The 12,575-nt window shown below is 51.4% G+C and carries 14 protein-coding genes; all 14 read right to left on the bottom strand.

Features of this window, described 5'->3' with window-relative positions; genetic code table 11:
- The 14 genes from prmA to ilvB all read right to left on the bottom strand — a co-directional run bounded on the left by prmA (position 1) and on the right by ilvB (position 12,575).
- On the bottom strand, positions 1-843 hold the full coding sequence (prmA, locus tag GJJ30_RS31730) for a 50S ribosomal protein L11 methyltransferase (protein ID WP_154179340.1): 843 nt from the start codon (positions 841-843) through the stop codon (positions 1-3).
- A 107-nt stretch (positions 844-950) separates the two neighbouring features.
- The gene (locus tag GJJ30_RS31725) at positions 951-2,090 is read right to left on the bottom strand and encodes a 2-isopropylmalate synthase (RefSeq protein ID WP_154179338.1); all 1,140 of its coding nucleotides are present in this window, start codon (positions 2,088-2,090) and stop codon (positions 951-953) included.
- 39 nt (positions 2,091-2,129) lie between these two features.
- Positions 2,130-3,200: a 3-isopropylmalate dehydrogenase gene (gene leuB, locus GJJ30_RS31720; protein WP_154179336.1), complete on the bottom strand. Its 1,071-nt coding sequence runs from the start codon at positions 3,198-3,200 to the stop codon at positions 2,130-2,132.
- 97 nt (positions 3,201-3,297) lie between these two features.
- Positions 3,298-3,900 carry a 3-isopropylmalate dehydratase small subunit gene (gene leuD, locus GJJ30_RS31715; protein ID WP_154179334.1) on the bottom strand — a complete coding sequence of 201 codons (603 nt, stop codon included), beginning with the start codon at positions 3,898-3,900 and terminating at the stop codon, positions 3,298-3,300.
- Positions 3,897-4,259 carry a DUF5615 family PIN-like protein gene (locus GJJ30_RS31710; protein WP_154179331.1) on the bottom strand — a complete coding sequence of 121 codons (363 nt, stop codon included), beginning with the start codon at positions 4,257-4,259 and terminating at the stop codon, positions 3,897-3,899. Before GJJ30_RS31710 ends, leuD begins: the two co-directional genes overlap by 4 nt.
- Positions 4,259-4,504 (bottom strand): DUF433 domain-containing protein, encoded by a 246-nt coding sequence (locus GJJ30_RS31705; RefSeq protein ID WP_154179329.1) that lies wholly within the window; start codon positions 4,502-4,504, stop codon positions 4,259-4,261. The genes GJJ30_RS31710 and GJJ30_RS31705 overlap by 1 nt, the downstream gene beginning before the upstream one ends.
- Positions 4,505-4,517: 13 nt before the next feature.
- Positions 4,518-5,921: a 3-isopropylmalate dehydratase large subunit gene (leuC, locus tag GJJ30_RS31700; RefSeq protein ID WP_154179327.1), complete on the bottom strand. Its 1,404-nt coding sequence runs from the start codon at positions 5,919-5,921 to the stop codon at positions 4,518-4,520.
- 16 nt (positions 5,922-5,937) lie between these two features.
- Positions 5,938-6,315: a DUF5615 family PIN-like protein gene (locus GJJ30_RS31695; RefSeq protein ID WP_154179325.1), complete on the bottom strand. Its 378-nt coding sequence runs from the start codon at positions 6,313-6,315 to the stop codon at positions 5,938-5,940.
- The gene (locus GJJ30_RS31690; RefSeq protein WP_154179323.1) at positions 6,315-6,548 is read right to left on the bottom strand and encodes a DUF433 domain-containing protein; all 234 of its coding nucleotides are present in this window, start codon (positions 6,546-6,548) and stop codon (positions 6,315-6,317) included. The genes GJJ30_RS31695 and GJJ30_RS31690 overlap by 1 nt, the downstream gene beginning before the upstream one ends.
- Positions 6,549-6,560: 12 nt before the next feature.
- Positions 6,561-7,829 carry a threonine ammonia-lyase IlvA gene (gene ilvA / locus GJJ30_RS31685; protein ID WP_310588443.1) on the bottom strand — a complete coding sequence of 423 codons (1,269 nt, stop codon included), beginning with the start codon at positions 7,827-7,829 and terminating at the stop codon, positions 6,561-6,563.
- A 117-nt stretch (positions 7,830-7,946) separates the two neighbouring features.
- On the bottom strand, positions 7,947-8,990 hold the full coding sequence (ilvC, locus tag GJJ30_RS31680) for a ketol-acid reductoisomerase (protein WP_154179321.1): 1,044 nt from the start codon (positions 8,988-8,990) through the stop codon (positions 7,947-7,949).
- A 39-nt stretch (positions 8,991-9,029) separates the two neighbouring features.
- On the bottom strand, positions 9,030-10,169 hold the full coding sequence (locus tag GJJ30_RS31675) for a hypothetical protein (protein ID WP_154179319.1): 1,140 nt from the start codon (positions 10,167-10,169) through the stop codon (positions 9,030-9,032).
- Between the two features lie 34 nt (positions 10,170-10,203).
- The gene (ilvN, locus tag GJJ30_RS31670; protein WP_154179317.1) at positions 10,204-10,737 is read right to left on the bottom strand and encodes an acetolactate synthase small subunit; all 534 of its coding nucleotides are present in this window, start codon (positions 10,735-10,737) and stop codon (positions 10,204-10,206) included.
- A gap of 86 nt (positions 10,738-10,823) precedes the next feature.
- Entirely contained in the window at positions 10,824-12,575 is a 1,752-nt protein-coding gene (gene ilvB / locus GJJ30_RS31665) for a biosynthetic-type acetolactate synthase large subunit (RefSeq protein WP_154179314.1), read from the bottom strand.

The raw sequence follows: 12,575 nt of genomic DNA, 5'->3' as shown, positions 1-12,575 counted from the left end.
TTACGATCCGTGGGTACGTTTATCAAATTTCAGTGAAACCCACTTATTTTGGGACAATTGCCCGGTTTTGGTTAGTCCTTCGCCCACACCTTTTTCCTCAATATCCGGGGCGTCCTGTTCGTAAAAACCGCTCACCAACAACGTGCTGTGGGGCTTCATGAGTCGGGCGTAAACCGGGATATCTTCCAGCAACACATTTCGATTAATGTTGGCCAGCACGATGTCAAACCGCTCCGCCGGATTTACATCATGAATCGTGCCCTGAAACACTTCGATTTGTGAACAACCGTTCAGTTCAGCGTTCTCACGGGCGTTTTCAATGGCCCACTCTTCAATGTCAAACGCCACCACCCGTTCAGCGCCTTGCATAGCCGCCAGAATGGCCAGAATGCCGGTTCCTGAACCGACGTCCAGCACGGTTTTTCCGGCGGCATCGACGTTCAGCTGGTGTTCGAGCATCATGGCCGTCGTCTCATGGTGGCCCGTTCCAAACGACATTTTCGGATTAATGACAATGTCGTACCGAAAACCGGCATCGGGTTCGTGAAACGAGGCCCGGACACGAATCTGATCCTGAACTTCGATGGGTTGGTAATTCTGTTCCCATTCTTCGTTCCAGTTCTTTTTTTCTAACGAATTGATCTGGTAGGCTATTGCGGTTTGATCGGCGTATTTATCGATAACCGACTGAACCGCAGCTGCGTTAAAATCGGGTTCCAAAATGTACGCATTTAGCCCTTCATCGGTTTCCGTGAAGGATTCAAAGCCCAATTCGGCCAGTTCGGCCATCAAAATATCGGTGTAATCGGCCGAAAGCGTTATCTGTAGTTCCGTGTAATTCATATGGTAAAGAAACTAAAAAAGGACAAGCTTACGGCCTGTCCTTCTCATTTCTAAACCAATAACTCTCAACCTGACCTCTCTTAAAAACCGGTCAGGTCAGCAGGATTTTAGCGAACCAATTCCATCAAATCCTTATCATTCACTTCCTTACGGATGTCGGCCATGTCGAGAAAACGCGTGTAGATGGTATCCAGCGTCGGTTTGTCGTACCGGAAACCCAGCAACTCCAGGCGGTGTTTCAGGGCGTGGCGACCGCTGCGGGCCGTCAACACAATCGACGATTCGGGAACGCCAACCTCCTGCGGGGTCATGATTTCGTAGTTTTCGGCGTGTTTCAGAAAACCGTCCTGGTGAATGCCCGACGAGTGCGCGAAGGCATTCCGGCCCACGATGGCTTTATTGGGCTGCACCGGCATGTTCATCATTTCCGATACCAGCTGGCTAACCGGGAACAACCGCTTGGCGTCGATGTTCGTTTCAAAACCCAGTTCTTTGTGCACTTTCAACGCCATCACGACTTCTTCCAGGGACGTATTTCCGGCCCGTTCGCCAATCCCGTTGATCGTGACTTCCACCTGACGCGCGCCGTTCTGGATACCGGCCAGCGTGTTGGCCGTGGCCAGTCCGAGGTCATTGTGGCAATGGATCGAGATCGTAGCCTGGTGAACGTTCGAAACGTGTTCGTAGATGTACTTGATTTTGTTCCCGTATTCATCGGGCAGGCAATAACCGGTCGTATCCGGAATATTCACCACGGTAGCCCCGGCGGCAATAACCGCCTGCGTCAGCTGCGCCAGAAAAGCGAGATCGGCGCGTCCGGCATCTTCGGCATAAAACTCCACGTCATCCACGTAAGTTCGGGCGTGTTTGACAGCCGCAACCGCCTGTTCCAGAATCTGTTCGCGGGTGCTGTTGAATTTATTCCGGATGTGAATATCCGACGAACCGATTCCGGTGTGAATCCGCTTCCGTTTGGCGTATTTCAACGCTTCCCCGGCCGCATCGATGTCTTCCTTCTTCGCCCTTGAAAGCGCACAGATGACCGGTTCCGTAACCGCCTTCGAGATTTCGACGATGGACTGAAAATCGCCGGGACTCGAAACCGGGAAACCCGCTTCGATGATGTCGACACCGAGACGTTCCAGTTCTTTCGCCACCACGATTTTTTCTTTTGTGGATAGCTGGCTACCCGGCACTTGCTCGCCGTCGCGCAGGGTGGTGTCGAAAATATAAATCCGTTGGCTCATGGTTGATAAAGAATTATTGGGATAGAATTTCTCGCGTAATCAAAGTTTGGAAAGTAACTGCTTTCCCATTGCTTCGGTCCCTAAAATCAGGTCTTTCGGCGTATTGGCATCCGCAATATCGCGGGTTCGGAAACCGGCTTTCAATACCTGATCGACGGCATCGACAACGGCCTCAGCCTCGGCTTTCATCCCAAACGAAATGTCCAGCATCAGGGCCGCCGATAACACCGACGCCAGCGGATTGGCAACGCCTTTGCCCGTAATATCGTGCGCCGAACCGTGAATAGGCTCGTACAAACCGGTGGTGTCGCCCACCGACGCCGACGCCAGCATGCCCATTGAACCGGCAATCTGCGAAGCTTCGTCCGTCAGAATATCGCCGAACAAATTTCCCGTTACGACCACATCAAACCGGCGCGGGTCCTTGATCAGCAGCATGGCAGCCGCATCGATAAACTGGTGCTCGACCTCAACTTCCGGATACTGTTTGGCGACTTCCTGCACCACTTCGCGCCACAGCCGGGATGATTCCAAAACGTTGGCTTTATCGACCGAACACAGCTTTTTCCGGCGGGTCATGGCTGCGTCAAACGCTTTAACCGCAATCCGCTCGACTTCGTAGCGGCTGTAGATCATCTGGTCGTAGGCGGTATTTCCGTCGTCTTTCCGGCCTTTTTCGCCAAAATACACATCGCCTGTCAGCTCGCGAAAGAACAGAATATCAGCGCCTTGCAGAAACTCCGGTTTGATGCTCGACGAGTGCAGCAATTCATCGAACAACTTGATGGGCCGCAGATTGGCGTACAGACCGAGGGCTTTCCGAATGCCCAGCAAACCCTGTTCGGGCCGGACTTTCGCCGACGGGTCGTTGTCGTATTTCGGGTGACCAACCGCGCCGAACAAAATCGCGTCCGACTGCTTCGATTTGGTAATGGTTTCTTCGGGCAGCGGATTTCCCGTGGCTTCAATGGCTGCGTGGCCAATCAGGGCTTCGTCGTACGTGAACTCGTGGCCGAATTTCTCCGCAACGCGGTCCAAAACCTGTTTCCCAACGGTGGTAACTTCCTGACCAATGCCGTCTCCGGCGATGACTACAATGTGTTTCTTCATTCGTTTTCAATGAGCGAATGAGCGATTGGGTGATTGAGTGAATAGCTCCGCAGTGAGCAGGTATCTGGCAGAGCTATTCACTCATTCACTCATTCACTCATTCAACATTTGTATGGGCTAGATCGTATTGTTTAATTTCTTCTTTCAGGCTCAACAGGTAATCAATATCGTCGTATCCGTTCATCAGGCACTGTTTTTTATAGGCGTTGATGGCGAATGATTCTTTCAGGCCGTTTTCCAGTACAATTTCCTGATTAACCAGATCGACCGTAATTTCGGTTTGGGGATTGGCTTCGACGGCTTTGAAGATTTCGGCCAGAAACGTGTCCGAAACCTGGGCTGGCAACACAAAGTTGTTCAGGGAATTGTTCCGGAAAATATCGGCGAAAAAGCTGGAGATGACCACTTTAAAACCGTAGTCGTGCAGCGCCCAGGCCGCGTGTTCCCGACTCGAACCCATCCCGAAGTTCTTGCCCGCCACCAGGATTCTGGCGCCGGCATACGTCGGATCGTTCAGCACGAAATCGGTTTTGGGGGTATCGTCGGCGTTAAACCGCCAGTCGCGGAACAGGTTATCGCCGAACCCTTCTCGCGTGGTGGCTTTCAGGAACCGTGCCGGGATGATCTGGTCCGTATCAATGTTCTCAATCGGCAGCGGGGCCGCCGTCGAGACGAGTTTATGCATGGTTTCTTTGCTCATTCCTTTCTTACTATTCGGACTCTGATCGACTCTTCTGTGACTGTAATAAAGTTGCTGTTGTTTATCAAGTCTATGTTAGTTTCAAACAAACGTGATACCACTTCTATTTTGTTACCCGATGTTTCATTGCCCAACCGCATGAACACAACCCCCTGATGCGGCAAACCATTTTTAAATATCAATTCGCCAAAATCACGGTCATTCGTTATGATGATTCGTTGTTCGTCAACGGCTTTCTGTAAAATCTCTATGTCTTTCATTCCCCGGCCTTGCCTGAAAACCGAAAAAACGTCAAATCCTTTTTCCAGTAACCAATCGGCAACGCGAGGGCCTGTGCATTCGTCGACTATAAATTTCATTATGCCGATTTTGCTAATGGCATAAAAATATTATCGTCTAACACTCGGTTTGCAAATAATAAACAAGCCTGAATATCCTCGCGATTGATGTAATCGTATTCCTGCAGAATCGATTCAATGCTTTCGCCGTGTCCCAGCAAATTAAGAATAAACTGGACGGACAAACGGGTTCCTCGAATAACCGGTTTTCCAACCAGAATATCCGGATTCGTCTCGATACGTTGCAACAATTGTTCGTCCTGCATGGCTGTTATTCCATTACACCAGTTCTCTCACATCCGTTACTTTGCCCGTCACTGCAGCGGCTGCGGCCATGATCGGGCTGGCGAGGAACGTCCGCGCGCCCGGCCCCTGCCGACCTTCAAAATTGCGGTTGGAGGTCGAAATACAATATTTTCCTGCCGGAACTTTGTCTTCGTTCATGCCCAGACAGGCCGAACAACCCGGTTCGCGCAGTTCAAAACCGGCTTCCAGAAACACTTGGTCCAGTCCTTCGGATTTGGCTTGATTCGAGACTTGCACCGAACCCGGCACAATCCAGACTTCCACGCCATCCGCTTTTTTCTTGCCTTTTACGAAATCAGCTACCGTCCGCAAGTCTTCGATCCGGGCGTTCGTACAGGAACCGATGAACACGTAATCGACCGGTTTTCCGACCAGTTCCATCCCCGGTTCCAGCCCCATGTAAGCCAGTGACTTCGTGTAAGAAGTCAATTCGCTTTGCGGAATTTCACTCAGGTTCGGCACGTGGCTGTCCACGGAAATGCCCATACCAGGGTTTGTTCCGTAGGTAATCATCGGCCCGATGTCTTCGGCTTTGTAATTCAACTCAACGTCAAATTCGGCCCCTTCGTCGGTTTTCAACGTCCGCCAGTGTTCGACGGCCTGGTCAAAAGCTTCGCCCTGGGGTGCAAACCGCCGACCTTTAATGTATTCGAACGTGGTTTCGTCCGGCGCAATCAAACCGCCCCGTGCGCCCATTTCGATACTCATGTTGCAGATCGTCATCCGGGCTTCCATCGACAGACCGCGGATCGTATCACCCGCGTATTCAACGAAATAACCGGTGGCGCCACTGGCCGATATTTTCGAAATGATGTATAAAATGATGTCTTTTGACGAAACGCCTTTTCCCAACTGGCCGTTGATGTTGATCCGCATCCGCTTGGGTTTGTATTGCAGGATGCACTGCGTCGCCAGCACCTGTTCCACTTCGCTGGTTCCGATCCCGAAGGCTACGTTCCCCAATGCGCCGTGCGTGCTGGTGTGGCTATCTCCGCAAACGATGGTCATGCCCGGCAATGTGAGGCCCAGTTCAGGTCCGATAATGTGGACAATACCCTGGAACGGGTGCCCCAGATCGTATAATTCGATACCAAATTCCGCACAGTTCTTCCGCAGGGTTTCTACCTGATGACGCGAAAGAGCCTCCTTGATCGGCAGGTGCTGATCCTTCGTCGGAACGTTGTGATCCGCCGTGGCCGTGGTGCGGTTAATATTGAAGACGCCAATGCCCCGCTTCCGCAACCCGTCGAAAGCCTGAGGACTTGTTACTTCGTGAATAAAATGCCGGTCGATAAAAACCGCATCCGGTCCGCCGTCCATCGCCTTGACGACGTGGGCGTCCCAGATTTTATCAAATAGTGTTGTGGGTTGATTCATTATTGTAACTTTATAATTAATGCTTAAATCTAAATCTTACGGTTTTATCTTTTCGCTCCCCTACTAGTATAAAAGGCGGTTCAAAGTCTGTTTCGAGCAAAATCATTTTTTCCAAGGTCAATAAATGCTCTCCACTCAGCAAATGTCCCGGCCTTAGGTAAATAATGCCCCAATAGGGCGCATTGGCGGCAAAAATCAATCCACCAAAATCACTATCAAGCGTTAATACGACCCGTTGGTTATGGTAAGCCCAATCTAAAATAGCTGTGTCTGGTTTACTGACAAAGCCAATATCCCTTACACTAATAATGTCACACTTATTTCTGCTCAAAAAATCAATTAGCAACTGGCTAATGTTTTCATCAGCCAATAATTTAAAATCAGCAATATGCATTAGGCCGCCAGTGTTATATCCTGCCAGAATGGATTCCGGGTAAGAAGGGCCGCGTAGCGTATAGCTTCCTGAAGAGCTTCTATTGATAATTGAGGAAACTCCTGGTGTATATCCGCCAATGAAGCTCCTGAAGCAACCGTTTCCAAAATCAATTCCACGCTAATCCGGGTACCTTTAATGCATGGCTTCCCTCCCAGAATACTAGGTGTTGAAACTATATAGTTAAATTCCATGACTAAAGAAATTCAAATCAAAAACTCAAACAAATCCGGTTTGTCGTTCAAATACTCAAACTGGATTTTGGCGTCCCGCATGCGTTGGAGCAAGGGTTCAAAATCCGCTTTGTTTTTCAGCTCAATACCGACCAAAGCCGGGCCGCGTTCACGATTGGTTTTCTTGGAATATTCAAATAACGTAATGTCATCGGTCTCACCCAGAACCCCACTCAAAAACTCGCGCATGGCTCCGGCCCGCTGCGGAAACCGGATGATGAAATAATGCTTCAGTCCTTCGTACAGCAACGAACGCTCCTTGATTTCTTCCGTCCGCGTAATGTCATTGTTCCCCCCACTGACCAGACAAACCACGTTTTTGCCCTTGATTTCATCTTTCAGGAAATCCAGCGCGGCAATGGTCAGTGCACCGGCGGGTTCAGCAACGATCGCATCTTCGTTGTATAACTGAAGAATGGTCGTGCAGACTTTCCCTTCCGGGATCAGAATAACCCGGTCGAGGTTTTGTCGGCAAATTTCAAAGGTTGTATTGCCCGGACGTTTTACTGCGGCTCCATCTACGAATTTGTCAATTTCATCGAGCGCAATAACGTGGCCTTCGTCAATGGACACTTTCATGGATGGCGACCCCAACGGCTCCACGCCAATCAGCTTCGTTCGCGGACTCAACTGGCGGAAAACCGTCGATACACCGGAAGCCAAACCGCCCCCGCCAATGGCCATCAGCAGGTAATCGATTTTGAAATTGGAGTCCTTAAAAATCTCCAGACCAACGGTTCCCTGTCCTTCCATGACCTGCAAATCGTCGAATGGATGCACGAACGTGCTGTCGTGCGCATTGACGTATTCCATCGCGGCACTGTAGGCATCGTCGTAGGTATCGCCCGTCAGAACCACCTCCACAAACTCTTTTCCGAAGAGTTTGACCTGTTTTACTTTCTGGTTGGGGGTGGTCGTCGGCATGAAGATGGTGCCTTTGATCGCCATTTTGCGGCAGGCATAGGCCAGCCCCTGGGCGTGATTTCCCGCACTGGCGCAAACAACCCCCTTCGCCAGGGCTTCGGCGGGCAGACTTGCCATCTTGTTGTAGGCGCCCCGAATTTTATAGGACCGCACAACCTGCAAATCTTCCCTCTTCAGAAAAATAGTGGCACCGTATTTATCCGACAGGTTCAAGTTTTCCTGCAAGGGCGTATGCACGGCTACGCCCCGCAACCGATCAGCCGCCAGATAGATGTTGTCTACGTCCGGAAAGGTTATTTTTTTCTCCGCTTCTACCACGTTTCAAAAGTTTTACTATGTAAGGATTGGGGAGTTCAGGAGCTGGTATGGGACGTTAAAGTTACTCAAATTGCCGAACACTTTAAAATCTGCCCCAAACTCCCCAACCAGGACGCTCTAGTTCCGCTCCGGCCGCAGGCTGCGAACGGCCGTACCGGCACGCCACATTTCCGACTCGCGCAGTTCTTTCAGTTCTTCTTCCAGTTTTTCGCGGTAATCCGGTTGTGAGTTCCGGGTGATTGAAATATTGGCTTGCTCGCCCGCTTTTACGGAATTATACAGTTGTTCAAAAACCGGTTTGGTCGCATCCCGGAACGGTTTCCACCAGTCGAGAGCACCGCGTTGGGCAGTCGTCGAACAGTTGGCGTACATCCAGTCCATGCCGTTTTCGGCTACGAGCGGCATCAGCGACTGCGTCAACTCTTCAACGGTTTCGTTGAAGGCTTCCGAAGGCGAGTGGCCGTTGGCGCGCAGAACGTCGTATTGAGCTGCAAAAATGCCCTGAATGGCACCCATCAGCGTACCGCGTTCACCGGTCAGGTCAGACGTTACTTCTTTATAGAAATTAGTTTCGAACAGATAACCCGAACCGACACCGATTCCCATCGCAATCGCGCGTTGACGGGCGTTGCCGGTGGCATCCTGGTAAATGGCGAAACTGGAGTTCAGACCTTTGCCTTCGACAAACATCCGGCGCAGCGACGTTCCGGAGCCTTTCGGGGCTACCAGGAATACATCGACATCGGCGGGTGGCACAATACCGGTTTGCTCTTTGTACGTAACGCCGAAACCGTGCGAGAAATACAGGGCTTTGCCGGCAGTCAGGTGGCTTTTTACGGTCGGCCACAGCTCGATCTGAGCGGCATCCGACAGCAGGAAGCAGATAATGGTCCCTTTTTCGAGGGCTTCTTCAATTTCAAACAAGGTTTCGCCCGGCACCCATCCATCCCGAACGGCTTTGTCGTAGGTTTTGCCTTTACGTTGGCCAACAATTACATTGAAACCATTGTCGCGCATATTCAGCGACTGGCCGGGGCCCTGAACACCGTAACCGATGACGGCGATGACTTCGTCTTTGAGGATTTCTCTGGCTTTTTCGAGAGGAAACTCTTCGCGGGTTACGACTTCTTCTTCAACTCCGCCGAAGTTAATTTTTGCCATTGTTTGACTGGTTTATTTGAATTGAAATTGATTACTGATTTATGGAAAACTAATCGAATACATCAGCGAAATAACCGCACTGGTCAACAGAACATACCGTAACTGATTGCGGGTCATGTACCGGTGCAGAATGGCCAGCGCAAAAAAGAACGCCATGAAACCAAACGAAAGCGACCGCGTTCCGTCGGCCACCAAAACCGCCACGACCATCGTCAGCAGCCAGGCACCGCCCAGCAACACCAGCTCAAGCCACTGCCGCCGAACCGCCAGCGCCCAGAAAGCCGCCAGCAGCACCAGCCACATGCCTTCCAGCCCCCGCGCCATTTTATCGCCCACGTAACTCATGCTCCAGGCCAGCGTCCGGGCCGACCACGACGCGTCGTGCCCGACTTTCATTCCGTACGTCAGCTCCAGCCATTTCCGGATTCCGGCGTAAATCAGAACGCTCACAACCAGCGCCACCAGCGGAGCCGGAATCTGCCGGAGGTCGAACTTCCGGGTTTCGATCACAACTTTCAGAACCGGCAATGCATACCACAAACCGATGTACGAAGAGTTGATCAATGCCCGCTCGTCGCACCAGAACGCCAGCTGCGAGAAAATAATCACCAGCAGCGGATTCCGGAAATACAATGCTAAGACCATGAAACAGAATACATACCCGTCGCAATGGCCAAAATAATTGATAAAAAAGGCGATCCCGGCGTAAATACCGGTAAAGCCCGTCAGAAAATAGAATGTCAGGATTTTATCCTGCAAAATTTTGTTCGCGATTCCGGTTACGGCCCACACAAAAATCAACCCCAGCACCACCTGCAACAGATACAGTTTCGCGACGCCCAGGTGGAACACACGAACCAGCAGCGGAATGGTCAGCCGAAACGTCTGGTTGGCTTCGTGCGTTCCCGGTTCGTAGGTATTGGGTTCTATCGGATGTTCGCTCTGGCGAATGATGTCGTCCCAGAAAAAACCGTCCAATACGCCCGGATGACGCATCTCTTCGTATAAATACCGAAAACCGCGGTCGATAAAAATGCTGTTCAGCAACATCAGGCTGCCAATCGAAATCAAAAGCGCCAGACTGATCAATCGAATTTTCCAGAACCGATTATTGAAAAAAACAGACAGTCGTTGCTCAAAATGGTCAATCGGTGCGGCTAAAGACGGTAGTTGTTGCATGTAGTTGAGTTATCCGGCCGCAAATATCGCATTTCTACAGATAATACTCCCACTCATATTCAGGCAAATACTCGACGAGCCCCTTCTCGGTTTTGCCAACCGCAACCCGACCCGACCGCACAAATTCCAGAATTCCGTGGGGTTTGATGTAACTGAAAAACTCGAAAATCTCCTTTTCCGACCCGGTTTTCTCAATTACGACGTAGTCCAGCTGCCAGTAAACCACCCACGCATTGAAGTTTTTGTTGATGTATTCAATGTCGAGCGGTTTGGAACCCAGGGGCGTTGCGATCTTGAACAGAGCGATTTCGTTCGAAACGATTTCGTCGTTCAAATACCCGAAAACCGCCATGACTTCGATGATTTTCCGAATCTGGCGGACCAGTTTTTCCACCGTCTCCCGCGACTCATGCTTGATGACAATGGTAAACCGCGAAACGCCCATTCGTTCGGTTTCCGAAACCGTCAGGCTCTCGATGTTGATCCGCCGACGGGTGAAAATGATCGTAATCCGATTAAGCAGCCCAATCGTGTTTTCGGTGAATATGCAAATGGTGTAAGTGTTCATTTTCGTACCCACGGACTTCAGTCCGTGAAATTCTGATGGCTCACTGAGTGGATAAAAACACGGACTATCAGTCCGTTGGGACAGAATCATTCCAGTCGAATCGAAGCGACACTCGTCCCGGCCGGAATCATGGGGAAGATATTTTCTTCTTTCTCAACGATGATTTCCAGCAAATACGGTTTATCTGACGCCAGGAGTGTATCGAGCGACGCCGACAAGTCTTCCCGCTGGGCGCAGGTATGTCCGGCAATCCCGAAGCCTTTGGCAATCGTGATGAAATCCGGATTCTGCAATTCCACGAAGGAATACCGGCGGTTGTGGAACAATTGCTGCCACTGCCGAACCATCCCCAGGAAGTTGTTATTCAGAATGATGATCTTCACCGGAAGCTTGTTCTGCGCGATGGTGCCCAGCTCCTGAATCGTCATCTGGAAACAGCCGTCGCCGATGATGGCAATTACTTCCCGGCTCGGATCGCCCACTTTGGCGCCGAAAGCCGCCGGAAGGGCAAAACCCATCGTTCCCAAACCGCCCGACGTCACCAGGCTGTGCGGTTTTTTAAACTCGTAATACGCCGAGGTCATCATCTGGTGCTGGCCGACATCGGCCACCATCACGGCTTCTCCGCGCGTCTTTTTCGACAGCAAATCAATGGCTTCCGCCATTTTAATTTTCTCGGTTGTCGGAGCAATTGCGGGCAGCGTTACTTTCTCGTCTTCTATGTCGTCGTACTGCCGGAATTCGTTGCGCCAGGCCGTATGGTCGTTCTCATTCACCAGCGGGAGCAGGCGGGTCAAAATCTCTTTGGCATCGCCAATCACCGGCGCATCCGCCTTAATAATCTTGTCGATTTCGGCCGGATCGATCTCCAGGTGAACCACTTTGGCCTGGCGGGCAAACAGTTCGGGGTTCCCCGTTACGCGGTCATCGAAACGCATCCCAACGCCAATCAGCAGGTCGCACTGATCGGTCATGACATTGGGTCCGTAGTTGCCGTGCATTCCCAACCAGCCTGTATACAGGGGATGATCCACCGAAATGGCCGATTGCCCCAACAAGGTCGTCGCTACCGGAATACCGGTTTTTTCGACAAACGCGATCAGTTCCTGCTCGGCTTTGGAAATCAGCACGCCGTGGCCGACCAGCATGTACGGTTTTTTGGCCTTATTGATCAGTTCAGCAGCTTTTTCCAGCTGCTCCTGTTTCGGCACCAGACGCGGGCGGTAGCTGGGTACTTTCTCGCACTTTTTGTACGAGAACGGTTTTTTCATCAGCTCCTGCTGCGCGTTCTTCGTAATATCAATCACCACCGGCCCCGGCCGACCCGATTGCGCGAGGTAAAAGGCTTTCGCGACAATTTCTGGAATCTCGTCGGCACTCGTAATCTGGTAGTTCCATTTCGTAATCGGCATCGTTACGCCAATCACGTCGGTTTCCTGAAACGCGTCGGTTCCCAGCAGTTTCATACCGACCTGCCCGATCAGACACACCATCGGCGTGGAGTCGATCTGCGCGTCGGCAATTCCGGTCACCAGGTTCGTAGCACCCGGTCCTGAGGTAACCAGACAGACGCCTGCCCGGCCCGTGATGCGGGCGTAGCCTTCGGCAGCGTGGGCCGCGCCCTGCTCGTGCCGCACCAGAATATGGTTCAGACGATCCTGATAATCGTACAAAGCGTCGTAGACTGGCATAATAGCCCCGCCGGGGTAGCCAAAAATGGTTTCTACGCCCTCTTCCACCAGCGCCTGCATCAGGGCTTCGGCCCCCGTCAGGGGTTTAATCAACTTAGCCGCCGGTTGGGGTTCTTCTGCTGTTAATTCACTGACCGTTGTATTCAT

Origin of the sequence: Larkinella terrae (assembly GCF_009668025.1) — a bacterium.
GTDB classification, from domain to species: Bacteria; Bacteroidota; Bacteroidia; order Cytophagales; family Spirosomataceae; genus Larkinella; species Larkinella terrae.
The sequence above is the reverse complement of the archived record's forward strand: the minus strand, read 5'-3'. Positions and strand labels throughout refer to the sequence as shown.